19 protein-coding genes are annotated in these 26,493 nt (G+C 55.9%); 10 read left to right on the top strand and 9 right to left on the bottom strand.

The features are described 5' to 3' along the window. Positions 1–60: 60 nt before the first annotated feature. From polB to rluA, 3 genes are all read left to right on the top strand, one after another. Complete coding sequence (gene polB / locus C2U54_RS08570) at positions 61–2,418, top strand: DNA polymerase II (protein ID WP_103178243.1); 2,358 nt, start codon at positions 61–63, stop codon at positions 2,416–2,418. A gap of 129 nt (positions 2,419–2,547) precedes the next feature. Continuing rightward, positions 2,548–5,454, top strand: a complete 2,907-nt coding sequence (rapA, locus tag C2U54_RS08565) for an RNA polymerase-associated protein RapA (protein WP_103178242.1) — start codon at positions 2,548–2,550, stop codon at positions 5,452–5,454. Positions 5,455–5,466: 12 nt separating this feature from the next. Next, positions 5,467–6,126 (top strand): bifunctional tRNA pseudouridine(32) synthase/23S rRNA pseudouridine(746) synthase RluA, encoded by a 660-nt coding sequence (gene rluA / locus C2U54_RS08560; RefSeq protein WP_103178241.1) that lies wholly within the window; start codon positions 5,467–5,469, stop codon positions 6,124–6,126. 44 nt (positions 6,127–6,170) lie between these two features. Here rluA and djlA read toward each other — a convergent pair whose 3' ends face one another. Continuing rightward, entirely contained in the window at positions 6,171–6,989 is an 819-nt protein-coding gene (djlA, locus tag C2U54_RS08555) for a co-chaperone DjlA (RefSeq protein WP_103178240.1), read from the bottom strand. Between the two features lie 240 nt (positions 6,990–7,229). On the opposite strand from djlA, the gene lptD reads away from it, so the two are divergent. The 6 genes from lptD to apaH are packed head-to-tail and all read left to right on the top strand — an operon-like array spanning position 7,230 to position 13,960. Further along, complete coding sequence (lptD, locus tag C2U54_RS08550) at positions 7,230–9,584, top strand: LPS assembly protein LptD (protein WP_103178239.1); 2,355 nt, start codon at positions 7,230–7,232, stop codon at positions 9,582–9,584. 53 nt (positions 9,585–9,637) lie between these two features. Further along, the gene (surA, locus tag C2U54_RS08545) at positions 9,638–10,924 is read left to right on the top strand and encodes a peptidylprolyl isomerase SurA (protein ID WP_103178238.1); all 1,287 of its coding nucleotides are present in this window, start codon (positions 9,638–9,640) and stop codon (positions 10,922–10,924) included. Next, positions 10,924–11,910: a 4-hydroxythreonine-4-phosphate dehydrogenase PdxA gene (gene pdxA, locus C2U54_RS08540; protein ID WP_103178237.1), complete on the top strand. Its 987-nt coding sequence runs from the start codon at positions 10,924–10,926 to the stop codon at positions 11,908–11,910. Before surA ends, pdxA begins: the two co-directional genes overlap by 1 nt. Then, a complete protein-coding gene (gene rsmA, locus C2U54_RS08535; RefSeq protein ID WP_103178236.1) occupies positions 11,907–12,728 on the top strand; it encodes a 16S rRNA (adenine(1518)-N(6)/adenine(1519)-N(6))-dimethyltransferase RsmA in 822 nt (273 codons plus the stop codon). The genes pdxA and rsmA overlap by 4 nt, the downstream gene beginning before the upstream one ends. Before the next feature lie 3 nt (positions 12,729–12,731). Further along, positions 12,732–13,109: a Co2+/Mg2+ efflux protein ApaG gene (gene apaG, locus C2U54_RS08530; protein ID WP_103178235.1), complete on the top strand. Its 378-nt coding sequence runs from the start codon at positions 12,732–12,734 to the stop codon at positions 13,107–13,109. A gap of 2 nt (positions 13,110–13,111) precedes the next feature. Continuing rightward, a complete protein-coding gene (apaH, locus tag C2U54_RS08525) occupies positions 13,112–13,960 on the top strand; it encodes a bis(5'-nucleosyl)-tetraphosphatase (symmetrical) ApaH (protein ID WP_103178234.1) in 849 nt (282 codons plus the stop codon). A 44-nt stretch (positions 13,961–14,004) separates the two neighbouring features. On the opposite strand, the gene folA is transcribed toward apaH, so the two are convergent. The 4 genes from folA to C2U54_RS27710 all read right to left on the bottom strand — a co-directional run bounded on the left by folA (position 14,005) and on the right by C2U54_RS27710 (position 17,553). Next, positions 14,005–14,484, bottom strand: a complete 480-nt coding sequence (folA, locus tag C2U54_RS08520; protein WP_103178233.1) for a type 3 dihydrofolate reductase — start codon at positions 14,482–14,484, stop codon at positions 14,005–14,007. Between the two features lie 114 nt (positions 14,485–14,598). Continuing rightward, the gene (gene kefC, locus C2U54_RS08510) at positions 14,599–16,464 is read right to left on the bottom strand and encodes a glutathione-regulated potassium-efflux system protein KefC (RefSeq protein ID WP_103178232.1); all 1,866 of its coding nucleotides are present in this window, start codon (positions 16,462–16,464) and stop codon (positions 14,599–14,601) included. Next, positions 16,457–16,987: a glutathione-regulated potassium-efflux system oxidoreductase KefF gene (gene kefF, locus C2U54_RS08505; protein ID WP_103178231.1), complete on the bottom strand. Its 531-nt coding sequence runs from the start codon at positions 16,985–16,987 to the stop codon at positions 16,457–16,459. The genes kefC and kefF overlap by 8 nt, the downstream gene beginning before the upstream one ends. A gap of 395 nt (positions 16,988–17,382) precedes the next feature. After that, positions 17,383–17,553: a hypothetical protein gene (locus C2U54_RS27710; RefSeq protein ID WP_231736585.1), complete on the bottom strand. Its 171-nt coding sequence runs from the start codon at positions 17,551–17,553 to the stop codon at positions 17,383–17,385. Between the two features lie 190 nt (positions 17,554–17,743). Here C2U54_RS27710 and C2U54_RS08500 point away from each other — a divergent pair, with 190 nt between their 5' ends. Beyond that, the gene (locus C2U54_RS08500; protein WP_233210491.1) at positions 17,744–20,221 is read left to right on the top strand and encodes an autotransporter family protein; all 2,478 of its coding nucleotides are present in this window, start codon (positions 17,744–17,746) and stop codon (positions 20,219–20,221) included. A 51-nt stretch (positions 20,222–20,272) separates the two neighbouring features. Here C2U54_RS08500 and C2U54_RS08495 read toward each other — a convergent pair whose 3' ends face one another. From C2U54_RS08495 to dapB, 4 genes are all read right to left on the bottom strand, one after another. Continuing rightward, a complete protein-coding gene (locus C2U54_RS08495) occupies positions 20,273–20,506 on the bottom strand; it encodes a YgdI/YgdR family lipoprotein (protein ID WP_103178229.1) in 234 nt (77 codons plus the stop codon). A 188-nt stretch (positions 20,507–20,694) separates the two neighbouring features. Then, on the bottom strand, positions 20,695–23,919 hold the full coding sequence (gene carB / locus C2U54_RS08490) for a carbamoyl-phosphate synthase large subunit (protein WP_103178228.1): 3,225 nt from the start codon (positions 23,917–23,919) through the stop codon (positions 20,695–20,697). 18 nt (positions 23,920–23,937) lie between these two features. Next, positions 23,938–25,086 carry a glutamine-hydrolyzing carbamoyl-phosphate synthase small subunit gene (gene carA, locus C2U54_RS08485; RefSeq protein WP_103178227.1) on the bottom strand — a complete coding sequence of 383 codons (1,149 nt, stop codon included), beginning with the start codon at positions 25,084–25,086 and terminating at the stop codon, positions 23,938–23,940. A gap of 455 nt (positions 25,087–25,541) precedes the next feature. Beyond that, entirely contained in the window at positions 25,542–26,363 is an 822-nt protein-coding gene (gene dapB, locus C2U54_RS08480) for a 4-hydroxy-tetrahydrodipicolinate reductase (RefSeq protein ID WP_103178226.1), read from the bottom strand. Positions 26,364–26,493 lie beyond the last annotated feature (130 nt).

The raw sequence follows: 26,493 nt of genomic DNA, 5'->3' as shown, positions 1-26,493 counted from the left end.
CAGCACCCCCCCCTTAACCAGGCTATAATCAGGCCTGGTTTTGTTTTATGAGAGAACGGCGTGGCGCAGGCGCAACAAGGCTTTTTACTCACCCGGCACTGGCGGGATACGCCCCAGGGTACCGAAGTTGAATTCTGGCTGGCGACAGATACCGGCCCGCTAAACGTCACCCTGTCTGTCCAGGAGTCCGTTGCCTTTATTCCCGAGCCTGACGTCGAAAAAGCCCGCCAGTTGCTGCAGGGTGAAAACGGCTGGCGGCTGACGCCCCTTGAGCTGAAAGATTTCCACCGTCGTCCGGTTTACGGCCTATACTGCCGTGCCCACCGCCAGCTGATGCGTTATGAAAAGCTGCTGCGCGAGGCGGGCGTGACCCTCTTTGAGGCCGATATTCGCCCCCCGGAGCGCTTTCTGATGGAGCGCTTTATCACCGCCCCGGTCTGGGTGGACGGTACGCCCCAGGGCGCACGGCTGATCAACGCCCGTCTCAAACCCAATCCGCACTATCGCCCGCCCCTGAAATGGGCGTCGCTGGACATTGAAACCACCCGGCACGGGGAGCTGTACTGCATCGGCATCGAAGGCTGCGGCCAGCGGGTTGTCTATATGCTGGGCCCGGCCAACGGCGATGCCTCGGGGCTCGATTTCCAGCTGGAGTACGTCAACAGCCGCCCGCAGCTGATCGAAAAACTGAATGCCTGGTTTGCCCGGCACGACCCGGACGTCATCATCGGCTGGAACGTAGTGCAGTTTGATTTGCGCATTCTGCAAAAACATGCCGAGCGCTACCGCATCCCTCTGCTGCTCGGACGCGGCAACAGCGAGCTGGAGTGGCGCGAGCACGGCTTTAAAAACGGCGTCTTCTTTGCCCAGGCGAACGGGCGCTTAATTATCGACGGCATCGAGGCGCTGAAATCTGCCTTCTGGAGCTTCTCGTCATTCTCGCTGGAATCGGTATCGCAGGAGCTGCTCGGGGAAGGTAAATCCATCGACAATCCCTGGGACAGGATGGACGAAATTGACCGCCGCTTCGCCGAAGATAAACCGGCCCTGGCGACCTATAACCTGAAAGACTGCGAGCTGGTGACGCGGATTTTCCACAAAACCGAGATCATGCCGTTTCTGCTGGAGCGCGCCACGGTCAATGGCCTGGCGGCCGACCGCCACGGCGGCTCCGTGGCCGCCTTCAGCCATCTCTACTTTCCGCGCATGCACCGGGCGGGCTATGTAGCCCCCAATCTCGGTGACGTGCCGCCCCAGGCCAGCCCCGGCGGCTATGTGATGGACTCCCGCCCCGGCCTGTACGACTCGGTGCTGGTGCTGGATTACAAAAGCCTCTATCCGTCGATCATTCGCACCTTTCTTATCGATCCGGTCGGCCTGGTGGAAGGGCTCGCCCAGCCGGATGAGCAGCACAGCACTGAGGGCTTCCTCGGGGCGCGTTTCTCCCGGGAAAAACACTGCCTGCCGGAGATCGTCAGCCAGATCTGGTACGGGCGCGAAGAGGCCAAGCGCCACGGCAATAAGCCGCTTTCCCAGGCGCTGAAGATCATCATGAATGCCTTTTATGGCGTGCTCGGCACCAGCGCCTGCCGTTTCTTCGACCCGCGCCTGGCCTCGTCGATTACCATGCGCGGCCACGAGATCATGCGCCAGACCAAAGTGCTGGTGGAATCCCAGGGCTATGATGTGATTTATGGCGATACCGATTCGACCTTCGTCTGGCTCAGGGGCGCCCACGCCGAAGCGGAGGCTGCCGCCATTGGCCAGTCGCTGGTGGAATTTGTTAACAGCTGGTGGCGAACGCATCTGCAACAGGCTGGCCTGACCAGCGCTCTGGAGCTGGAGTATGAGACCCACTTCTGCCGTTTTCTAATGCCCACCATTCGGGGAACCGATCAGGGCAGCAAGAAGCGCTATGCCGGGCTTATCCAGGAGGGGGAAAAGCAGCGGATGGTATTTAAAGGGCTGGAAACCGTCCGTACCGACTGGACCCCGCTGGCGCAGCGTTTCCAGCAGGAGCTTTATCTGAAAATTTTTCGGCGCGAACCCTACCAGGAGTTTGTGCGCGAGACCATCGCCAGCCTGATGGCGGGCGAACTGGATGACCAGCTGGTCTACCGCAAGCGCCTGCGTCGCCCGCTGGCGGAGTATCAGCGCAACGTGCCGCCCCACGTTCGTGCCGCCCGGCTTGCCGATGAAGAGAACGTCCGTCTTGGGCGCGCGCCGCAATACCAGAACCGAGGCACCATCAAGTATGTCTGGACCACCAGCGGCCCGGAGCCGGTGGATTATCAGCGTTCGCCCCTTGACTATGAGCACTACCTCACGCGCCAGCTACAGCCCGTCGCAGAGGGAATTTTACCGTTCATGGACGACGACTTTGCTACACTGATGACAGGTCAGTTGGGGCTATTTTGACAGGTGACGAAATCGCTGCCATCCAGTACCATAGCGCCCTTTCCATTCCCGGACCCATTATTCGACGACCGTCATTCCTGAACGGTGGTTGAACTATTGCCTGCAATTAAAGATTAGAGCCGAACAAATATGCCTTTTACACTTGGTCAACGCTGGATCAGCGACACAGAAAGCGAACTTGGGTTAGGAACTGTAGTGGCGCTGGATGCGCGTATGGTGACTCTCCTTTTCCCCGCCACCGGTGAAAACCGTCTGTATGCTCGCAATGATTCCCCTGTCACCCGCGTGATGTTCAACCCGGGCGACACCGTTACCAGCCATGAAGGCTGGCAGCTGAAGATTGAAGACGTAAAAGAAGAGAATGGACTGCTCGCCTATATCGGAACCCGACTGGATACCGAAGAGACGGGTGTCATGCTGCGCGAAGTGCTGCTCGACAGCAAACTGGTCTTCAGCAAACCTCAGGATCGCCTGTTCGCCGGTCAGATCGACCGTATGGATCGCTTCTCGCTGCGCTACCGTGCGCGCAAGTTCCAGAGCGAGCAGTACCGCATGCCGTGGAGCGGTCTGCGTGGCCAGCGCACCAGCCTGATCCCCCATCAGCTCAACATCGCCCATGACGTTGGCCGCCGCCATGCGCCGCGCGTCCTGCTGGCGGATGAAGTCGGTTTAGGTAAAACCATCGAAGCGGGCATGATCCTGCACCAGCAGCTGCTCTCCGGCGCGGCCGAGCGCGTGCTGATTGTGGTGCCAGAAACCCTGCAGCACCAGTGGCTGGTGGAGATGCTGCGTCGCTTCAACCTGCGTTTCTCCCTGTTTGACGACGAGCGCTACGCCGAAGCCCAGCACGACGCCGATAACCCGTTCGAAACCGAACAGCTGGTGATCTGCTCCCTGGACTTCGTCCGCCGCAGCAAGCAGCGTCTTGAGCACCTCTGTGATGCCGAGTGGGACATCATGGTGGTCGATGAAGCGCACCATCTGGTGTGGAATGTCGACGCGCCGAGCCGTGAATATATGGCGATTGAACAGCTGGCCGAGCGCGTACCTGGCGTACTGCTGCTCACCGCTACGCCGGAACAGCTGGGTCTGGAGAGCCACTTCGCGCGTCTGCGCCTGCTGGATCCAAACCGTTTCCATGACTTTGACCTCTTTGTCGAAGAGCAGAAAAATTATCGCCCGGTGGCGGATGCCGTTGCCCTGCTGCTGGCGGGCAAGCACCTCTCCAACGACGAGCTCAACACCCTGAGCGATCTGATTGGCGAGCAGGATATCGAGCCGCTACTCCAGGCGGCCAACAGCGATCGTGAAGGCGCCGACGCCGCACGCCAGGAGCTGGTCTCCATGCTGATGGACAGGCACGGCACCAGCCGCGTGCTGTTCCGTAATACCCGTAACGGGGTGAAAGGCTTCCCGAAACGCGAGCTGCATACCGTTCGCCTGCCGCTGCCCACCCAGTATCAGACGGCGATCAAGGTCTCCGGCATCATGGGCGCGCGTAAAACAGCGGAAGAGCGCGCCCGGGACATGCTCTATCCGGAACAGATTTATCAGGAGTTTGAAGGCGATACCGGCACCTGGTGGAACTTCGACCCGCGCGTTGAATGGCTGATGGGCTATCTGACCGCCAACCGTTCCCAGAAAGTGCTGGTCATCTGCGCCAAAGCTACCACCGCGCTTCAGCTTGAGCAGGTTCTGCGCGAGCGGGAAGGTATTCGCGCGGCGGTGTTCCATGAAGGCATGTCCATTATCGAGCGCGACCGCGCGGCGGCATGGTTCTCCGAAGAGGACAGCGGCGCCCAGGTGCTGCTCTGCTCCGAAATCGGCTCCGAGGGGCGTAACTTCCAGTTCGCCAGCCGTCTGGTGATGTTCGATCTGCCGTTCAACCCGGATCTGCTGGAGCAGCGTATCGGTCGTCTGGACCGTATCGGTCAGGCGCACGACATTCAGATCCACGTTCCGTATCTGGAAAAAACCGCCCAGTCGGTGCTGGTGCGCTGGTTCCACGAAGGGCTGGATGCGTTTGAACATACCTGCCCGACCGGTCGTACCATTTACGATAGCGTGCATAACGAGCTGACAGGCTATCTGGCGGCGCCGGAAAACACCGACGGCTTTGATGAGCTGATCAAAACCTGCCGTGAACAGCATGACGCCCTGAAAGCGCAGCTGGAGCAGGGCCGCGACCGCCTGCTGGAGATCCACTCCAACGGCGGCGAGAAAGCCCAGCGGCTGGCAGAGAGCATTGAAGAGCAGGATGACGATACCAGCCTGATCAGCTTCGCCATGAACCTGTTTGATATCGTCGGTATCAACCAGGACGATCGCGGCGAGAACTTGATTGTGCTGACCCCGTCCGATCACATGCTGGTGCCGGACTTCCCGGGCCTGCCGGAAGATGGCTGCACCATCACCTTCGAGCGTGATGTGGCGCTGTCCCGCGAGGATGCGCAGTTCATCACCTGGGAACACCCGCTGATCCGCAACGGTCTGGATCTGATCCTCTCCGGCGACACCGGCAGCAGCACCATTTCGCTGCTGAAGAACAAGGCGCTGCCGGTGGGTACCCTGCTGCTGGAGCTGATCTACGTGGTAGAGGCCCAGGCACCGAAACAGCTGCAGCTCAACCGTTTCCTGCCTGCCACGCCGGTGCGTCTGCTGCTGGACAAAAACGGTACCAACCTGGCGGCGCAGGTCGAGTTTGAGAGCTTTAACCGCCAGCTGAGCGCGGTGAATCGCCATACCGGCAGCAAGCTGGTGAATGCGGTGCAGCAGGATGTCTACGCCATCCTCCAGCAGGGTGAGTCTCAGGTTGAGAAAGCAGCGCGCGCCCTGATTGACGCGGCGCGCAGCGAGGCGGATGAAAAACTGTCTGCGGAGCTCTCTCGTCTCGAGGCCCTGCGTGCGGTGAACCCCAATATTCGTGACGATGAACTGGCGGCGATTGAAACCAATCGTCAGCAGGTGCTTGAGAGCCTGAATCAGGCGGGATGGCGTCTGGATGCGCTGCGCCTTATCGTTGTGACGCATCAGTAAGCGGAGCGAAACATGTTGATGGAACCCTACAATCCGCCGCAGGATCCGTGGCTGGTCATTCTCTATCAGGATGAGCATATTATGGTGGTCAACAAGCCAAGCGGCCTGTTGTCCGTGCCGGGCAGGCTGGATGAGCACAAAGACAGCGTGATGACGCGCGTTCAGCGCGATTATCCGCAGGCGGAGTCCGTCCACCGTCTGGACATGGCCACCAGCGGAGTGATTGTAGTGGCGCTGACCAAGGCGGCAGAGCGCGAGCTGAAACGTCAGTTTCGAGAGCGTGAGCCGAAGAAGCAGTACCTGGCGCGCGTCTGGGGTCATCCACAACCGGCGGAAGGGCTGGTTGATCTGCCGCTGATCTGCGACTGGCCTAACCGCCCGAAGCAGAAGGTCTGCTACGAGACCGGCAAGGCGGCGCAAACCGAGTATGAAGTGCTGGAGTACGCGGCGGACAACAGCGCCCGCGTGCTGCTAAAACCGATTACCGGCCGCTCGCACCAGCTGCGTGTGCATATGCTGGCGCTGGGTCACCCGATTCTGGGGGATCGCTTTTATGCCACGCCGGAAGCCCGGGCGATGGCGCCGCGTCTGCAACTGCATGCACAGATGCTCACCATCACCCACCCGGAATACGGTACGCCGATGACCTTTAAGGCACCGGCAGACTTTTGATCCGTTGCCCGGCAGCACCCCTTGCCGCCGGGCCAACCGCTTCCTTACTTAAAGCCCTTCTGCTCTTTGATAAGCTCGTAGGCTTTCTGAATTTCCTGCGCTTTTTGCTTCGCCATCTCCATCATCTCTGGCGGTAAACCTTTGGCCACCAGCTTATCCGGGTGATGCTCGCTCATCAGCTTACGGTAGGCCCGCTTGATGGTTGTCGGTTCATCGGTTGGCTTCACGCCCAGCACATTACAGGCATCTTCCAGGGTAGGACCACGCTGCGCCTGCTGCCAGCCGCCACCGCCCGCCTGCTGTTGCTGATAGCCGCCGCCAAACTGTGCGCCGCCCTGCATCATGCGCAGGAACTGATCGAACTGGGTGCGGGAAATGCCCAACTCTTCGGCGATAACATACAGCACTTCACGTTCGTTCGGGTGGAGCGACCCATCGGCAAACGCCGCCTGGATCTGAATCTCCAGAAACATCCGAATTAAGTCGAAGCGCCCGAAGCAGATGCTGCGGAACTGACGCATTTTTTCGCGCAGGGGATAGTTATCCGCCTTACCGATACGAAATGCGTTTTGCGCGGCCGCCCGGGAGTCACCGTGCAGGTTCATGCGATCCATAAACTGGCTGGCGACATGGATGTCGGCCTCGGTGACACGCCCTTTCGATTTGGTCAGATGGCCCATTACCTCGAAGGTTGTCGCAAAAAAAAGCGCCTGGCGTTCACGCTGGTTAGCGAACCAGGCCATCTTGCGACTGCGCGCTTTATCAAACATATGGCCGATAAGCAGCCCCAGAACGATACCCCAGAAGCCCGCGCCCATCAGTAAAGCGAACGCTACGCCGATAATTTTTCCCCAATACTGCATATACTCCCCAAATGGTGATCGATTTGATCCAGCGCAACGCCATCATTCCGGTGGCCTGGCCACGGTCAAGTGAAGGACATCGCCTATAATTTGCATTATCATACTCGTCATTCAATAACGAGCCTATCACCATGGCTCGTTTACGGGCAGGATTAACGCTGGCACTGTGATGATGAGTAAGATAGTCTCTGACCGTTTGCCAGCGATAAGCCACTGATGACGGAACAATAAATAAAACGTATGAAAAAACGTATCCCCACCCTTCTGGCCACGATGATAGCTACGGCTCTGTACAGTCAACAGGGTCTGGCAGCCGATCTCGCCTCGCAATGTATGCTGGGTATCCCCAGCTATGATCGCCCGCTGGTACAGGGTGATACGAACACGCTACCGGTTACCATCACCGCTGACAACGCAAAAGGGAACTATCCTGACGACGCCCTGTTTAGCGGGAATGTGGATATTAACCAGGGCAACAGCCGTTTGCAGGCCGATGAAGTGCAGTTGCACCAGAAACAGCCAGAAGGCGCAGCCGAACCGGTACGTACGGTCGATGCGCTGGGTAATGTGCACTATGACGATAATCAGGTCATCCTGAAAGGTCCGAAAGCCTGGTCGAACCTGAATACCAAAGACACTAACGTCTGGGAAGGTGATTACCAGATGGTTGGCCGCCAGGGTCGCGGTAAAGCGGACCTGATGAAACAGCGCGGTGAAAACCGCTACACCATTCTGGAAAACGGGACCTTTACCTCCTGTCTGCCAGGCTCGGATACCTGGAGCGTGGTAGGTAGCGAAGTGATCCACGATCGCGAAGAGCAGGTTGCGGAGATCTGGAACGCCCGCTTTAAGCTCGGCCCGGTGCCGGTCTTCTATAGCCCCTATCTGCAACTGCCCGTGGGTGACAAACGTCGCTCCGGCTTCCTGATCCCGAACGCCAAGTACAGCACCTCAAACTACTTTGAGTTCTACCTGCCGTACTACTGGAATATCGCGCCCAACATGGACGCGACGATCACGCCGCACTATATCCACAAGCGCGGCAACATCATGTGGGAGAACGAGTTCCGCTATCTGACGCATGCGGGTTCGGGTCTGATGGAGCTGGACTATCTGCCATCGGATAAAGTGTATGAGGATGATCCAAGAAACACCTCCGGGGATAATCGCCATCGCTGGTTGTACTACTGGCAGCACTCGGGCGTAATGGATCAGGTGTGGCGTTTTAACGTCGACTACACCAAAGTCAGCGACTCGAGCTATTTTAACGACTTTACCTCTAAATACGGCTCAAGTACCGATGGCTACGCCACGCAGAAATTCAGCGCGGGCTATGTAGTACAGAATTTTGACGCGACCGTTTCCACCAAACAGTTCCAGGTCTTTAGCGACCAAACGCAGAGCACCTATGCTGCAGAGCCACAGCTTGATGTTAACTGGTACCAGAATAATGTGGGTCCTTTTGACACCCGGGTCTACGCCCAGGCGGTGCATTTCGTCAATACTGACTCTGACATGCCTGAAGCAACGCGTCTGCACCTTGAGCCAACGATTAACCTGCCTGTTTCAAACGACTGGGCCAGCCTCGATACCGAAGTGAAGCTGATGGCGACCCACTATCAGCAGGATAATCTGGAAATGTACAATGCCAATCATGGCACGCGTCTGGAAGATTCCGTTAACCGCGTGCTGCCGCAGTTTAAAGTGGACGGCAAGCTCGTCTTCGAGCGCGACATGAACTGGAGCGAGGGCTATACCCAGACGCTGGAGCCGCGCGCCCAGTATCTCTATGTGCCGTACCGCGATCAGAGCAATATCCAGAACTATGACTCTTCATTCCTGCAATCTGATTACAGCGGCCTGTTCCGCGACCGTACTTACGGTGGTCTGGACCGTATTGCATCGGCCAACCAGGTGACCACCGGGGTCACAACGCGTATTTATGATGATGCTGCAGTTGAACGTTTTAATGCTTCTGTGGGTCAAATCTACTACTTCACCGAAGCACGTACCGGTGATGACAATATCCAGTGGGAGAAGGACGACAAAAAAGGATCGCTGGTATGGGCCGGAGATACTTACTGGCGCATAACCGATCGTTGGGGTCTGCGCAGCGGCGTGCAATATGACACGCGGCTGAACAATGTTGCCACCGGTAGCGGTTCAATCGAGTACCGTCGTGATGCAGACCGAATGGTACAGCTCAGCTATCGTTACGCCAGCCCGGAATATATCCAGGCGACGTTACCTAACTTTGCCACGTCCGAACAAACGAAAGAGGGCATTTCGCAGGTGGGAGGCATCGCAAGCTGGCCAATTGCCGATCGTTGGTCGGTGGTGGGAGCCTACTACTTCGATACCAACCAGAATAAGTCTGCAGATCAGATGCTGGGTGTGCAGTACAACTCCTGCTGCTATGCGATTCGCGTTGGATACGAACGTAAGCTTAACGGCTGGGATCCAGACAAAAATCAGAGCGAGTACGATAACGTCATCGGCTTTAACATCGAACTCCGTGGCCTGAGTTCCAACTATGGTCTGGGTACTCAGCAGATGCTGCGCTCACCGATTCTGCCGTACCGTAGTTCATTGTGATGTACTTGATTTAACACGTAATCCGCTTTGCGGTTAATTGATATGGAAAAAGTATGAAGAACTGGAAAACGCTGCTGCTCGGTATCGCTATGGTCGCGAATACCAGCTTCGCGGCCCCACAGGTTGTCGACAAAGTCGCTGCCGTTGTGAACAACGGTGTGGTACTTGAGAGCGACGTTGATGGTTTAATGCAGTCTGTGAAGCTCAACGCGGGTCAGGCAGGTCAGCAACTTCCGGACGATTCCACGCTGCGTCATCAGATCCTTGAACGTTTGATCATGGATCAAATCGTTCTGCAGATGGGTCAGAAGATGGGTGTGAAGATCTCTGATGAGCAGCTCGATCAGGCTATCGCCAACATTGCGAAGCAGAACAATATGTCCCCGGACCAGATGCGCAGCCGTCTGGCCTATGACGGCATCAGCTATTCGACCTACCGTAATCAGATCCGCAAAGAGATGCTGATTTCAGAAGTGCGCAATAACGAAGTGCGTCGCCGCGTTACCATCCTGCCGCAGGAAGTGGATGCCCTGGCGAAACAGGTGGGCAACCAGAACGATGCCAGCACCGAACTGAACCTGAGCCACATCCTGATCCCCCTGGCAGAAAACCCATCTTCTGACCAGGTGGCCGAGGCGGAAAGCCAGGCACGTTCCATCGTCGATCAGGCGCGTAATGGCGGTGATTTCGGCAAACTGGCGATCACCTATTCCGCTGACCAGCAGGCGCTGAAAGGCGGCCAGATGGGCTGGGGTCGTATTCAGGAGCTGCCTTCTATCTTTGCCCAGGCGCTGAGCACGGCGAAGAAAGGCGACATCGTGGGTCCAATCCGTTCCGGCGTGGGCTTCCATATTCTGAAAGTGAACGATCTGCGCGGCCAGAGCCAGAGCATCTCCGTGACGGAAGTGCACGCCCGCCACATTCTGCTGAAAACCTCGCCGATCATGTCTGATACGCAGGCGCGTACCAAGCTGGAGCAAATTGCCGCCGATATTCGCAGCGGTAAAACCTCCTTCGCCAACGCCGCGAAAGAGTTCTCTCAGGATCCAGGTTCCGCGAATCAGGGCGGCGATCTGGGCTGGGCGGCTGCGGATATTTACGATCCGGCCTTCCGCGATGCGCTGATGAGAATGAACAAAGGTCAGATGAGCGAACCGGTTCACTCCACCTTCGGCTGGCACCTCATCGAGCTGCTGGATACCCGCAATGTGGATAAAACCGATGCGGCGCAAAAAGATCGTGCATACCGTATGCTGTTCAACCGTAAGTTCTCTGAAGAAGCAGCGACCTGGATGCAGGAACAACGCGCCAGCGCCTACGTCAAAGTCCTGAGCAACTAATGAAACAACATCGTGTTGTCATCACTCCCGGCGAACCCGCCGGGATTGGTCCCGACCTGGTCGTCCAGCTTGCCCAGCGCAGCTGGCCGGTCGAACTGGTGATCTGCGCCGATGCCAGCGTGCTCGAAGCGCGAGCGAAACAGCTTAATCTCCCGCTCACGCTTCTGCCGTATCAGGCAGAAAACGCTCCCCTTCCCCAGCAAGCAGGCACCTTAACGCTGCTACCTGTCCCGCTACGCACGCCGGTTATCCCCGGCCAGTTGAGCACTGAAAATGGTCATTATGTGGTGGAGACGCTGGCGCGCGCCTGCGATGGCTGTCTGAGCGGGGAATTTGCCGCGCTGATCACCGGCCCGGTCCATAAAGGGGTGATCAACGATGCCGGCGTGGCCTTTACCGGTCATACCGAGTTTTTTGAAGAGCGGTCGCACAGCGCAAAAGTGGTGATGATGCTGGCAACCGAGGAGCTGCGGGTCGCCCTGGCGACGACGCACCTGCCCATCAAAGCCATTTCCGACGCCATTACGCCGGATCTGCTGCGCGACGTCATTACCATCCTGCACCACGATTTACGCACCAAATTCGGTATTGCCGATCCGCACGTGCTGGTATGCGGCCTGAACCCACATGCGGGTGAAGGTGGGCATATGGGTATGGAAGAGATCGACACCATCATTCCGGTGCTGGAAGAGATGCGCGCGAAAGGCATGAATCTCAGCGGGCCGCTGCCTGCCGATACCCTGTTTCAACCGAAATACCTGGATCATGCAGACGCCGTGCTGGCGATGTACCACGATCAGGGCCTTCCCGTGCTAAAATACCAGGGATTTGGCCGCGGGGTGAATATTACCCTCGGTTTACCCTTTATTCGTACTTCTGTTGACCACGGTACTGCGCTCGATTTAGCAGGCCAGGGAAAAGCAGATGTCGGCAGTTTTATTACGGCGCTTAATCTCGCCATCAAAATGATTGTTAATACTCAATGAATAATCGCGTCCACCAGGGCCATTTAGCCCGTAAACGTTTCGGGCAAAACTTCCTCAACGATCAGTTCGTGATCGAAAGTATTGTTTCGGCTATCAATCCACAGAAAGGCCAGGCAATGGTCGAAATCGGGCCGGGCCTCGCCGCTCTGACCGAACCGGTTGGCGAGCGTCTGGATGAACTTACCGTCATCGAGCTGGACCGCGATCTGGCAGCGCGCCTGCAGACGCACCCGTTCCTCGGGCCGAAACTGACCATTTATCAGCAGGATGCCATGACCATGAACTTCGGCGAACTGTCGGAGAAAATGGGCCAGCCGCTGCGCGTATTCGGCAACCTGCCGTATAACATCTCCACGCCGCTGATGTTCCACCTGTTTAGCTATACTGATGCCATTGCTGACATGCACTTCATGTTGCAAAAAGAGGTCGTTAATCGACTGGTTGCAGGGCCGAACAGTAAAGCGTATGGTCGTTTAAGCGTGATGGCACAGTACTACTGTAACGTGATCCCGGTACTCGAAGTACCGCCATCGGCATTTACGCCGCCGCCAAAAGTTGACTCAGCGGTTGTGCGCCTGGTGCCGCATAAAACGAAGCCGTATCCGGTGAAGGATCTGCGCGTGCTGAGCCGCATCACCACCGAAGCCTTTAACCAGCGTCGTAAAACGATTCGTAACAGCCTTGGCAATCTGTTTACTGTTGACGTGTTAGCTCAGTTGGGTATCGACCCGGCGATGCGCGCGGAGAACATTTCCGTAGAGCAGTACTGCAAGCTGGCTAACTACATCAGCGAAAATGCGCCGCCGAAGGAGAGCTAAGCCATGATTAATTCGCCCCGCGTATGTGTTCAGGTGCAAAGCCTTTACATCGAGTCTCAATCCACACCGGATGAAGAACGTTTTGTTTTTGCTTACACCGTGACCATTCGCAATCTCGGGCGAACCCCTGTCCAGCTGCTGGGGCGTTACTGGCTTATCACTAACGGCAATGGCCGTGAAATTGAAGTGCAGGGCGAAGGTGTGGTGGGTGAACAGCCGCACATTGCGCCCGGCGAAGAGTATCAGTATACCAGCGGTGCAGTAATCGAGACGCCGCTGGGAACCATGCAGGGCCATTATGAAATGGTCGATACCGAGGGCAATGCATTCCGCGTTGCCATTCCTGTTTTCCGTCTGGCTGTACCAACACTCATTCACTAAACATGTCTACATATCTCATTGGCGACGTTCACGGTTGCTACGATGAACTGATCGCCTTGCTAAAGCAGGTGGATTTTACCCCAGGTACAGACACGCTGTGGCTCACGGGCGATCTCGTTGCCCGTGGCCCTGGCTCGCTGGAAGTCCTGCGCTATGTCAAATCGCTCGGCGACAGCGTGCGGATCGTCCTCGGCAACCACGACCTGCATCTGCTGGCGGTCTACGCCGGGATCAGCCGCAATAAACCGAAAGACAGGATCACGCCGTTGCTGGAAGCGCCCGACGCCGATGAGCTGATTAACTGGCTACGTCGCCAGCCGCTGCTGCAGATCGACGAAGATAAAAAAGTGGTGATGGCGCACGCGGGCATTACCCCGCAGTGGGATCTGCAAACCGCCAAAGAGTGTGCCCGGGACGTCGAAGCGGTGCTCGCCAGCGACTCTTACCCGTTCTTCCTCGATGCGATGTATGGCGACATGCCCAACAACTGGAGCATGGAGCTCAGCGGCGTTGCGCGCCTGCGTTTTATCACGAACGCCTTCACCCGCATGCGTTACTGCTTCCCGAATGGTCAGCTGGATATGTATTGCAAGGATGTGCCGGAAAACGCGCCGACGCCGCTCAAGCCGTGGTTTGCAATCCCTGGCCCGGTAACGGAGCAGTACAGTGTCGTCTTCGGCCACTGGGCATCGCTGGAAGGGAAAGGCACGCCTGAAGGCATTTATGGGCTGGATACGGGTTGCTGCTGGGGGGGAGAACTCACCTGTCTGCGCTGGGAAGATAAAGCCTGGTTTATGCAGCCTTCGAACCGGCATCTGGATTTGGATGAAAATGAAGCCGTAGCGTCGTAGAAGAGCGCTGCACCTCTCCCGGCGGGAAAGGTGCAGTAACCACATTAGCGGCGTTCAAGGATCTCGAAGCAGTAGCTATGCGAGTTTTGCGCATCCGCGTCGTGGAATTCGCTGAACACCGATTCCCACTCGTCAGGATCGTAGTCCGGAAAATGGGTATCCCCTTCCACTTCAGCATCAATGTGGGTCAGATATAATTTCTGCGCTTTCGGCAGGAATTGCTCATAGATACGCCCCCCGCCAATCACCATGATCTCTTCAGCATCGCCGCAGGCAGCAATGGCTTCGTCGATGGATTTAACCCACTCAACACGATCGTCCGTGCCGGGTTGGCTGCTTATTACGATGTTTTTACGGCCCGGCAACGGGCGCCCGATTGACTCCCAGGTCAGGCGGCCCATTACTACCGGCTTGTTCAACGTTGTACGTTTAAACCACGCGAGATCGGCAGGCAGATTCCACGGCATGGCGTTTTCCATACCAATCACGCGATCTACCGCAAGCGCCGCAATCAGACTGATCATTGATTATTTCCCGGATGCAAAAAATTGCCGCCACTATACGGAAAGCTTAATCTTTCGTCGACTGGCGGCAGAGTAAAGAACAGGAAATTTTTTATATTTGCTGGCAACCCCTCTTCACGCTACAGGTTTGCTCTCCGGCTCATCGTGCGGATCGCCGGTATGCTTACCCTCTTCCGTTCCCTGCCAGCCATGACGCTGGGTCAGTGAGAGGTGATTACGATCCTCATTGATGATCTCGGTCAGCATGGCGCTGGTGCGTTTAACCACTGCCGCGCGGGATTTGGCATCGTTCTCCGCCATTTCCGCCATCTCCTCCAGCATCTCAATATTAAAGCGACGGAACAGATCGGCCCGCTCCCGGGCTTCATATGCCCCGAGGCCAAGGCTCTCCAGCGCCAGCCGTCCGGATTTGAGCGCGCCTTCAAAGGTTTCACGCTCCGGGGCATCGACACCTGTCTGACGCAGTTTGATGTAGTGATCGATATCGCGCGCGCGGGAGATGATTTTCAGATGCGGGAAGTGCGTCTTCGCCAGCTCAACCAGCTGCAGGCTGTTCTTCGGATCGTCTATCGCGTTGATCAACACTTCGGCCTTGTGCGCCCCGGCGGATTCCAGCAGGTCCACGCGGGTGGCATCGCCATAAAAGACCTTCATATCAAACTTACGCAAGGTTTCAATATGATCGGGATCGTGATCGAGGATGACCATTTTTACCCCACTGGAGAGCAGCAAACGGCCCGCAATCTGACCGAAGCGACCAAACCCGGCGATGATGACCCGCGGTTGCTCTTCATCAATTTCATCAGCCTCGTGCTGTTGACCACTGTTGGCAGCGTCGAGACGGGTCAGCACCACCAGCAGCAGCGGGGTTACCGCCATTGACAGCGCCACCGCCAGCGTCAGCGCCTTCGCCCATTCGGGATCGAGCACGTTTGCCATGTTTGCCGCGCCAAACACCACAAAGGCAAACTCACTCCCCTGCCCCAGCAGCACCGCAAACCAGCGCCGCTGTTTCGCGGGAACCTTCAACGGGCGAGCTACCAGCCAGAGCATGAGCATTTTAATGGCCAGGAAGCCCACCAGCAGGATCGCGATGCGCAGCGGATGGGTGACTAACGTCCCGAAATCAACCGACATCCCCACGCCAATAAAGAACAGCCCCAGCAGCAGCCCCTTAAAGGGCTCGATATCGCTTTCCAGGGCGTGGCGGTACTCGGAGCTCGCCAGCAGAACGCCTGCCAGAAACGCCCCCATCGCCATAGAGAGCCCGGCCTCTTCCAGCATCAGACCAAAGCCGAAGACCAGGAATAAGGCCACGGCACTGAAGACTTCACGCAGGCCGGAGCGGGCGACAAAACGCAGCAACGGTCGGCTGACGTACCGCCCGAGCAGGACCACCAGCGCCAGCGCCCCGACAACTTTCAGGGCCGAAAGGGCAAAGGCGCCCAGGGTAGTTGACGCCCCGGAAGCGGCCAGCAGCGGGATCATCGCCACCAGCGGAATGGCGGCGATGTCCTGAAAAAGCAGCACTGAGAAGGCGCTGCGACCCATCTGCGAAACCGTCAGGTTACGTTCATTCATGGCCTGCATGGCGATCGCCGTGGATGAGAGCGCCAGCGTCATACCGATCAGCTCCGCCACTTTCCAGTCCATGCCCAGCAGGATGCAGAATCCGCCCAGCAGCAGACCGCAGGCCAGCATCTGCAATGCCCCGCCGCCAAATACCGAGGCGCGCAGTTTCCACAGGCGACGCGGATCCAGCTCCAGACCAATCACGAACAGCATCAGCACCACGCCAATTTCCGCAAAGTGCAGAATCGACTCGGCATCGGTGACCAGCCGGAAACCCCACGGACCAATGACGCAGCCGGCAATCAGATAGCCCAGCACCGACCCCAGCCCCAGACGAACCGCAACCGGCACAATCAGCGCCGCGGCCCCCAAATAGATCAGCGCCTGAATCAGCGTATGGCTATCCATGGTGCGCCTCCTGCCAGTCGAGTAAACGTTGTTTGTAGTGGCGCGCCTGCGCCTGAAGGGTTTCGTCGTCGCAAACGAAGGTGCAGTGCATAGCAAATGGCGGGAGCCAGTTGAGCCCGCAGTAGAGCGCGGTCGCCTGCAGCGGCTGCGCCAGCACCTCAAAGCCGGGGAAGGAACCGATATCGAAATGGCTTTCGCCGCCACCGGTGGTCACCGCCCACAGCAGGCTTTTACCCTTGAGCGCTCTGCCGTTATGACCGTACGCCCAGCCGTGCGAGAAGACTTTATCGATCCACAGTTTCAGCAACGGAGGCGTGCTGTACCACTGCATCGGGTGCTGCCAGACGATGAGATCGGCTCTGGAAATCGCCTCCTGCTCTGCGGCGATATCAATATTAAAGTCAGGATAGAGCTGATAGAGCGAGCGGATTTCTACACCCTCCAGCGTCTTTACCTGATCGAGCATTCGCTTATTCGCATGCGAATGGTGCGGATAAGGATGGGCGTAGATAATGAGTATCATGATTAACCTGGGTAAACGGCTTTCTTGTTGTGACTGTCAGTGTAGTCAGGAAAGCGAGGCGTTTGAAGGGGTCTCTGGCCTTGCTGGCATTAACCGCAAAGATTGGTAAATGGCTTTGCTTGGAAATCTATTATTTTTATTAATTCCATAAAAAATAAACATCATATTTAGCATTAAGATTATTCTCTTTGGATTAATGCAAAAACATTATCAATAAAATGAATTTAATCCATAATTTAAAAACACCATTCATAAAAAACCTCTGACAACTCAATTGGTTAACTTAATATTAATAATACACCATTAAAAAGCAGTGATTTACAAAAAATCACCTCATTACTAAAATACGCTTTCTTAAATCACAAAACGGATGTGACAATGACAAGCAAAACCCCTCAATTAAATAAGACAACGGCATCGTTGAAAAATATTTTTCCAGCTTTATCAGCATTAATAGTATTTACCCCGTTAATGGTATCCGCAGAAATCATAATTAATGACAACACGGATGCCCCACAGACTTTTTCATCAGATAATACATACATCATTCCTGAAGATGTCAGCATTACCAATTCCACTGACATGCCCACTGTTACGGTCAAAGGGCAGGTAATTGACGGTGTCACGAACTATGGGAAAGTGTCTGGCGTAGGCGATGGAATGCTTATCGCTACTGGCTCACAAAAAGTAATCATAAATAACCAGCAAAGTGGATTAATCGAATCCACGGGTGCCACCGGAATTTATGTCGAAAATATGGGTGGGGACATAAACAACGCCGGTAAAATTCTGGGGGCAGAATACGGTATTAAAATTCATGAAGATTCAAGTAACGTCAACATCGCAAATACCGGTACGATCCAGGGTAAAACCGCGTTCACCTCCGGTGCCAGTGTCATCATTGATAATGATGGAATGTTAAAAGGCGGCACCGATAACGGTATCCTGCTTGATGCTTCAGGCAAAAGTAATCTTAATAATCGGGGGCAGATCGAGGCTGATGTTAACGGTGTTGTCGTCACGGGTAATCACAGACTTAATATAGGAAATAATGGCCTGATAAAAGGTTCAGAAAGTGCAATTACCTTTGAGAGTACCCAGGCTAATACGCTGACTTTGGGGCAAGGATCTGTGCTTGATGGCGATGTTATCTCCACCAATTCCACAACAAACACCTTAGCGTTACTGAATAGCGGCTCAGAAGACAGCAATTTCCGCGGCCTGAACGCAGGTGATGGCTTTGCTTCGCTGTCTATGGACGGTACTGACTGGTCACTGACCGGCAACATCGATATTATCGGCGCGGGTGACTCAATTAAGATCAACTCAGGTAAACTGACTCTGGCGGGCATCGTAAAAAACGACGCCGGTAATACCCTGATTTCAGAGGCAGGCCATCTTCAGCTGGGTAATGGTGACCAAACAGGCTTTCTGACCGGCACCCTGACCAATAACGGCACCTTCACGTTCAACCAGGGCTCCGACTCTGTTTTCGCAGGGGATATTACCGGCAGCGGCAACGTTAAAAAAATCGATGCTAATCTGTTAACCCTGACCGGCAATAACAGCTATACCGGCAATACCCTACTGAATAGCGGTACCACCCTGATCGCAGAAGGCGCAACCCTGGGCACCAGCGGCAATACCGCTACCGTCACCGTTGGCAATAGAGCAACCTTTGCCAGCGCCGGAACCGTTAATAACAACATCAATATTCTTAACGGCGGTACCCTCGCCTCCTGGAATGCCATCTCTGGCAATAGCGTAACGCCTTCAACTGCGAATACCATCAACGGTAATGTGACCAACAGCGGTACGCTGCAGGTCAATGGTCTTAATGACCACGTCGGCAACAGATTCGTCATTAACGGCAACTATACCGGGACGAGCGGTAGCCAGATCCTGATGAACAGCGTGTTGGGAGAGGATGATTCTGCTACCGATCACCTGACCATTACCGGTGATAGCGCCGGCCAGTCCGGTATCCGCATCTCGAATATCGGTGGTCTGGGTGCGCAAACCGTTAACGGTATGCAGGTTGTCAAAGTTAGTGGTAACTCCGACGCCGCATTCTCCCTTTCCCGACCTGTTGTTGCCGGTGCCTGGGAATACAGCCTGAACAAGCACACCGACGGTAACTGGTACCTGGAATCTGCGAACACTTCGCCTTCCCCTGCGCCCGAGCCAACACCCGATCCAACGCCAGACCCAACGCCAGCCCCTCAGCCGGCACCAGAGCCGGATGATAACGGCAACAATACCAACCCTGATGATGGTGGCTATACCCCACCAGCACCGTCTAACATGGCCCCTGAAGTCGGCGCCTATATGGGTAACTACCTGGCAGCCCAGGGGATGTTCCTGCACAAACGTGACGATCGCGATCAGCTGACGCTGCGCGATGGTGAGGATCTCAATACCTGGATGTATGTCAAAGGCCGCTATCACGACAATGACGTGGCAGGCGGAAAAGTAAACTATGACACGACCCAGTACGTCATGCAGGTTGGCAGCGATTTCATCAGCAAGCAGATGGATACTGGTGTTCTGCATAGTGGGATGATGTTTGGCGCAGGCCAGGCGAAAACCGACTCCACCTCTACCGGCAGCCACCGTTCCGCGCACGGCAAGGTCGATGGTGTGAACGTTGGCGTCTACGCCACCTGGCAGGAAGATCAGAAGCTGCGTAAAGGCAGCTATATCGACAGCTGGGCCTCTTACGGCTGGTATCACAACGGCCTGAGAAGCGATGGGCGCGACAATGAATCTTACAACAGCCACGGTTTTGCCGTGTCGCTGGAAGCGGGCCATGCCTGGATTGTTGATTCAGAAAACGAGAGAACCTGGAAAATCGAGCCGCAAATTCAGGCGATTTACAGCTACCTGGACCAGGAAAATCATAAGGATGCCGACGGCGTACGGATCTCTACCCTTGATAACGACAGCGTACTTGGCCGCGTAGGGGTGAAATCCAGCTACTTTGACCAGAAAGATGTTCAGGCGTGGCAGCCTTATGTGGCAGTTAACTGGCTGAAAGGGGCAGGACAGAACGACATCGCTTTCAACGGCGAAACCTTCAGCAACGATACCCCGGACGACCGCGCACAGCTGGAGCTGGGCGTAACGGGCAAGCTGAACGAGACCACCCTGATCTCGCTGCGCGCCAGCGGCGAATGGGGCGAAAACAGCTACGACGCCTATGGCGGTCATATCCTGTTAAATCACCGCTGGTAATCCTGTTACCGCAACAACCGATGCAGTGGCGCAGGCCACTGCATTTTTTTATCAGTTATCCAGTTCACCCATGGATTTCACCTGATCGCGGTTAATCTGTTCCGTCTGACCGGTTTCGGCATTATCAATAGACATCATTCCAGTATCGTCATCTACCTGCGGTTTTCCGTCGGTGACGATGGTTTTACCGTCAGTAGTTTTCACCGCCTGGTTAGAGGAACAACCTGCAACGGTAAATAGTGCTGCGGCAGTAAAAATTGAAGTCAGCAAAAGATTCTTACGCATGGTGTTCTCCCTGCTTTTCAGTTGGATTTAATTATCGACCTGATAATTTTAGGCTAACTGACTGATAGGAGATGAGAAAGCAGAAGGTTCTGAAGAGGGAGGCAGCCATCGTAGGGCGGGTAAGCGAAGCGCCACCCGCCATTTGCCCGGCGTCGCTTTCGCTTACCCGCCCTACGATAACAGGCTTGTTACTTGCTAATCTGCGCGTGCATCTCCTGCACAGAAATCACCTTCTCGGTGGCATCCGCGTTCAGCGCCATCGCTGTCGCAAAACCGCCGTTCAGGGTAGTGTCATAGTGCACTTTGTACTGCAGCGCGCTGCGGCGAATCAGCTTGGAGTCTTCAATCGCCTGGCGCCCTTCGGTGGTGTTGATGATGTAGGTATATTCGCCATTCTTGATACGGTCCTGAATGTGCGGACGACCTTCATGCACCTTGTTCACCAGACGCGGGTTGATACCCGCTTCACCCAGCACAATCGCGGTGCCGTGGGTCGCATCCAGCTCAAAGCCATACTTCAGCAGCTTCGCCGCCAGGTCCACCACGCGCTCTTTGTCGCCTTCGCGCACGGAGAGCAGCGCACGGCCCCGTTTCTTCATGGTGGAGTTACTGCCCAACTGCGCCTTGGCGAACGCTTCCGCGAAGGTACGGCCCACGCCCATGACTTCACCGGTTGAGCGCATCTCTGGCCCTAACAGCGGGTCAACACCCGGGAACTTGTTGAACGGCAGCACCACCTCTTTCACCGAGTAGTACGGCGGGATAATCTCTTTGGTTACGCCCTGCTGCGCCAGCGTCTGGCCAGCCATCACGCGCGCCGCCACTTTCGCCAGCGGGATACCGGTGGCTTTGGAGACGAACGGGACGGTACGTGCCGCACGTGGGTTCACTTCAATCAGGTAGACTTCATTGTCTTTCACCGCAAACTGCACGTTCATCAGACCGCGTACCTGCAGCTCGAAGGCCAGTTTCTGCACCTGCTCGCGCATCACGTCCTGAATCTCTTTGCTCAGCGTATAGGCTGGCAGAGAACATGCGGAGTCGCCGGAGTGCACGCCCGCCTGCTCGATGTGCTCCATGATGCCGCCAATCAGCACTCTTTCGCCGTCGCAGATAGCATCCACATCCACTTCTACCGCATCGTCCAGGAAGCGGTCCAGCAGGACTGGCGCATCGTTAGAGACGCTGACCGCCGTCTGGAAGTAACGGCGCAGGTCGGCTTCGTCGTAGACGATCTCCATTGCGCGGCCACCCAGCACGTAGGAGGGGCGCACCACCAGCGGGTAGGTGATCTCTTTGGCCTTCTCAACCGCCTGCTCAATGGTGGTAACGGTGGCGTTAGCCGGCTGTTTCAGCTTCAGACGGTCAACGGCGTGCTGGAAACGTTCGCGGTCTTCCGCACGGTCAATCGCATCCGGGCTGGTACCGATAACCGGTACACCTGCCGCTTCGAGCGCGCGGGCCAGCTTCAGCGGAGTCTGGCCGCCGTACTGCACGATAACCCCTTTTGGCTTCTCGATACGCACGATTTCCAGCACATCTTCCAGCGTTACCGGCTCGAAGTAGAGGCGGTCGGAGGTGTCGTAGTCAGTCGAGACGGTTTCCGGGTTACAGTTGACCATAATGGTCTCGTAACCGTCTTCGCGCAGCGCCAGGGAGGCATGTACGCAGCAGTAGTCGAACTCGATGCCCTGGCCGATACGGTTTGGACCGCCGCCCAGCACCATGATTTTGTCGCGGTCAACGGACGGGTTCGCTTCGCACTCGTCTTCATAGGTGGAGTACATGTAGGCGGTGTCGGTCGCAAACTCTGCCGCACAGGTATCCACGCGCTTGTAGACCGGGTGCAGGTCGTACTGGTCACGCAGCTTGCGGATCTCCGCTTCGCGTACGCCCGCCAGTTTAGCCAGACGCGCGTCGGCAAAGCCTTTACGCTTGAGCATGCGCAGGAAGTCAGCGTCGAGGCCGTTGATGCCCAGCTCTGCCACCTTCTCTTCCAGACGCACCAGCTCTTCAATCTGCACCAGGAACCAGCGGTCAATGTTGGTCAGGTTGAAGACGCCATCGACGGACATGCCCGCACGGAAGGCGTCGGCGATATACCAGATACGCTCGGCGCCCGCGTCTTTCAGCTCACGACGGATTTTGGTCAGGGCTTCCGGGTCATCCAGGCTTACTTTCGGGTCGAAACCGGTGGCGCCCACTTCCAGACCGCGCAGCGCTTTCTGCAGGGACTCCTGCTGGGTGCGGCCAATGGCCATCACTTCGCCGACAGATTTCATCTGGGTGGTCAGACGGTCGTTCGCACCGGCAAATTTCTCGAAGTTGAAGCGAGGAATTTTGGTCACAACGTAGTCGATAGACGGCTCGAACGAGGCCGGAGTACGACCGCCGGTGATGTCGTTCATCAGCTCGTCGAGGGTATAACCTACCGCCAGTTTCGCCGCCACTTTGGCAATCGGGAAGCCGGTGGCTTTCGATGCCAGCGCAGAGGAGCGGGATACACGCGGGTTCATCTCGATAACAATCAGACGACCGTTCTTCGGGTTAACCGAGAACTGCACGTTAGAGCCGCCGGTTTCGACGCCAATCTCACGCAGTACCGCCATTGAGGCGTTACGCATGATTTGATACTCTTTGTCGGTCAGGGTCTGGGCGGGTGCCACGGTGATGGAGTCACCGGTGTGGATGCCCATGGCGTCGAAGTTTTCAATAGAGCAGACGATGATGCAGTTGTCGTTTTTATCACGCACCACTTCCATCTCATACTCTTTCCAGCCGATCAGTGATTCATCAATCAGCAGCTCGTTGGTTGGAGAAAGATCCAGACCGCGGGCACAAATCTCTTCGAACTCTTCACGGTTGTAAGCGATACCGCCGCCGGTGCCGCCCATGGTGAAGGAAGGACGGATGATGCACGGATAACCCACGTCAGCGGCAACCGCCAGCGCCTCTTCCATATTGTGTGCAATACCGGAACGCGCGGTGTCGAGGCCGATTTTTTTCATTGCCACGTCGAAGCGACGGCGGTCTTCCGCTTTATCAATCGCGTCGGCGGTGGCACCAATCATGGTCACGCCGAACTCTTCCAGCACGCCCTGACGCTCCAGCTCCAGCGCACAGTTCAGCGCCGTCTGGCCGCCCATGGTTGGCAGTACGGCATCCGGACGCTCTTTTTCGATGATTTTGCGTACCACTTCCCAGTGAATCGGCTCGATGTAGGTCGCATCGGCCATCTCCGGGTCGGTCATGATGGTGGCCGGGTTGGAGTTCACCAGAATAACGCGGTAACCCTCTTCACGCAGGGCTTTACACGCCTGGGCGCCAGAGTAGTCAAATTCACAGGCCTGGCCGATAACGATCGGGCCAGCGCCAAGGATCAGGATACTTTTTATGTCTGTACGTTTTGGCATGGTCTTCTCGGCTCCTGATTATTTAGCGGTCTTACGGTATTGCTCGATAAGTTCGATGAAGTGATCGAACAGCGGCGCGGCATCGTGCGGGCCTGGGCTTGCCTCCGGGTGTCCCTGGAAGCTGAACGCCGGTTTGTCGGTACGATGAATGCCCTGCAAGGTGCCATCGAACAGCGACTTGTGCGTGACGCGGAGGTTGGCAGGCATGGAGGCTTCATCGACAGCAAAACCGTGGTTCTGTGCGGTAATCATTACCGTGTTGTTGTCGATATCTTTCACCGGGTGGTTGCCACCGTGGTGACCGAACTTCATCTTCACGGTTTTCGCACCGCTCGCCAGCGCCAGCAGCTGATGGCCGAGGCAGATGCCGAATACCGGAATGTCGGTTTCAAGGAAAGTTTTAATCGCGTCGATAGCGTAATCGCACGGTGCCGGGTCACCCGGGCCGTTAGAGAGGAAGATCCCGTCCGGGTTCATCTTCAGTACTTCGTCTGCCGGGGTTTTGGCCGGCACAACGGTCAGGCGGCAGCCGCGATCCACCAGCATACGCAGGATGTTGCGCTTGGCGCCGTAGTCGTAGGCCACCACGTGGAACGGCAGCTCTTCCTCTTTTTTCGCTTCCGGCAGTTCGCCAGCCAGCGTCCAGCTACCCTGCGTCCAGCTGTAGGACTCAGCGGTGGTCACTTCTTTTGCCAGATCCATACCGTTCAGACCCGGGAAGGCTTTGGCTTTTTCCTGCGCCAGAGCCGCATCCAGGTTGTCGCCAGCGATGATGCAGCCGTTCTGGGCACCTTTTTCACGCAGCAGACGCGTCAGCTTACGGGTATCGATATCGGCAATCGCCACGATGTTATGGCGTTTCAGGTAGGAAGAGAGGTCTTCAGTACTGCGGTAGTTACTGGCAATCAGCGGCAGGTCACGAATGATCAGACCTTGTGCGTGGACCTGGGAGGACTCTTCATCAGCGGCGTTGGAGCCGACATTACCAATATGGGGATAAGTTAAAGTGACGATTTGGCGGGAATAGGAAGGATCAGTGAGGATTTCTTGATAACCGGTCATTGAAGTATTGAAAACGACTTCCCCAACCGCCGAACCTGTTGCCCCAATGGCCCGACCGATAAACTGGGTTCCGTCTTCCAGAACCAATAGCGCTGACTTAATCAAAACACCCTCCAGAGAATATTCACTCACTTTATTTGCATATTAATTCATAACCAGGGTTCAAATCAATGCAAATCTGCTGCCAGTGGATTTTCGGCAAACGGCGGCATTCTGGAGATTAAGCAGGGGAAAGTCAACTCAAAAAGTGGGTTTTGTCTGTCATTTTTATGCCACTGGTGGGAGAGAGAGTTGTTAACGGGCAAAAAGATCAACTAAATCACCTGGGAAAACGCTTGCTAACCCATTTTATTGTTAGAACTGCCGTTGCGGTCCAAAAAAGTGGACCATTTGGTCAAAATTCACAAGTTTGAAACAAAAATAGAGGTGAAAAAGAAGATTTATGGGAAGTTAATATAAAAACTATGCCAAAGACTTCAAAATTAAAGGGCAATAAAATATTGCCCTGTGCAATCAATTAATTACGACTGCAATAACCACATCACGAAGGGTAACTATGATTACAAGTTGTTAAGATCAAGCACATCTCGCATGTCAAAAAGACCATCTTTTTTGCCTTTCAACCAAATAGCAGAACGTACAGCCCCATTTGCAAAAGTCATACGACTGGAAGCCTTATGGGTGATTTCAACGCGCTCACCAATATCGGCAAACATCGCGGTATGTTCGCCTACAATGTCACCGGCACGCACCGTGGCAAAACCAATGGTGCCCGGAACGCGTTCGCCGGTATGACCTTCACGGGTGTAGACGGCACACGTTTTCAGATCCTTATCCATCGCCTGGGCAATCGCCTCGCCCATCGCCAGGGCCGTACCTGACGGTGCATCCACTTTGTAGCGATGGTGCGCTTCAACGATCTCGATATCGGTATAGTCGCCCATCACCTTCGCCGCTTTCTCCAGCAGCTTGAGCATCACGTTCACGCCCACGCTGAAGTTGGCCGCAAATACGACAGGGATGACTTTCGCCGCATCCTGAATCGCCTGTTTGCCCGCATCGTCAAAACCGGTGGTGCCGATTACCATGCCCTTGCCGTGCTGGCGGCAAAACGCCAGGTGATGCAGCGTGCCTTCCGGGCGCGTAAAATCGATAAACACGTCAAAGTCATCTTTTACTGCATCAAGGCTGCTCTGCACGGTAACGCCCGTCTTAGCCACGCCTGCCAGCTCACCGGCATCCGCGCCTAATAAAGAAGAGCCTTCGCGCTCCAGCGCGGCGCCAAGCGCAACGCCATCCATCTGCAGCGTAGCCTGAATTAACTGACGGCCCATACGGCCACCCGCGCCCGCAATTGCGACACGGACCTGTGCATCATGCATAGTTATTCTCTTACGTTAAAATGATGTAAATCGTTTCCAGAGTAACCAGCCAGCAAGATTGCCGCCATCTGAAAACGCCGATAATTAGAATTTAATGATAAAACGGGACAGATATCAGTAAAAAACATAG

The sequence above is a fragment of the Leclercia sp. LSNIH1 genome, assembly GCF_002902985.1.
In the GTDB taxonomy this organism is placed as follows: domain Bacteria; phylum Pseudomonadota; class Gammaproteobacteria; order Enterobacterales; family Enterobacteriaceae; genus Enterobacter.
This window is presented reverse-complemented; position numbering and strand designations above follow the sequence as displayed.

Bases quoted from the DNA above. Each gene is read 5' to 3' on its own strand.
- rapA (WP_103178242.1), top strand. From the start codon at position 2,548: ATGCCTTTTACACTTGGTCAACGCTGGATCAGCGACACAGAAAGCGAA.
- rluA (WP_103178241.1), top strand. From the start codon at position 5,467: ATGTTGATGGAACCCTACAATCCGCCGCAGGATCCGTGGCTGGTCATT.
- djlA (WP_103178240.1), bottom strand. From the start codon at position 6,989: ATGCAGTATTGGGGAAAAATTATCGGCGTAGCGTTCGCTTTACTGATG.
- lptD (WP_103178239.1), top strand. From the start codon at position 7,230: ATGAAAAAACGTATCCCCACCCTTCTGGCCACGATGATAGCTACGGCT.
- surA (WP_103178238.1), top strand. From the start codon at position 9,638: ATGAAGAACTGGAAAACGCTGCTGCTCGGTATCGCTATGGTCGCGAAT.
- pdxA (WP_103178237.1), top strand. From the start codon at position 10,924: ATGAAACAACATCGTGTTGTCATCACTCCCGGCGAACCCGCCGGGATT.
- rsmA (WP_103178236.1), top strand. From the start codon at position 11,907: ATGAATAATCGCGTCCACCAGGGCCATTTAGCCCGTAAACGTTTCGGG.
- apaG (WP_103178235.1), top strand. From the start codon at position 12,732: ATGATTAATTCGCCCCGCGTATGTGTTCAGGTGCAAAGCCTTTACATC.
- apaH (WP_103178234.1), top strand. From the start codon at position 13,112: ATGTCTACATATCTCATTGGCGACGTTCACGGTTGCTACGATGAACTG.
- folA (WP_103178233.1), bottom strand. From the start codon at position 14,484: ATGATCAGTCTGATTGCGGCGCTTGCGGTAGATCGCGTGATTGGTATG.
- kefC (WP_103178232.1), bottom strand. From the start codon at position 16,464: ATGGATAGCCATACGCTGATTCAGGCGCTGATCTATTTGGGGGCCGCG.
- kefF (WP_103178231.1), bottom strand. From the start codon at position 16,987: ATGATACTCATTATCTACGCCCATCCTTATCCGCACCATTCGCATGCG.
- C2U54_RS27710 (WP_231736585.1), bottom strand. From the start codon at position 17,553: ATGCTGACATCTTCAGGAATGATGTATGTATTATCTGATGAAAAAGTC.
- C2U54_RS08500 (WP_233210491.1), top strand. From the start codon at position 17,744: ATGGGTGGGGACATAAACAACGCCGGTAAAATTCTGGGGGCAGAATAC.
- C2U54_RS08495 (WP_103178229.1), bottom strand. From the start codon at position 20,506: ATGCGTAAGAATCTTTTGCTGACTTCAATTTTTACTGCCGCAGCACTA.
- carB (WP_103178228.1), bottom strand. From the start codon at position 23,919: ATGCCAAAACGTACAGACATAAAAAGTATCCTGATCCTTGGCGCTGGC.
- dapB (WP_103178226.1), bottom strand. From the start codon at position 26,363: ATGCATGATGCACAGGTCCGTGTCGCAATTGCGGGCGCGGGTGGCCGT.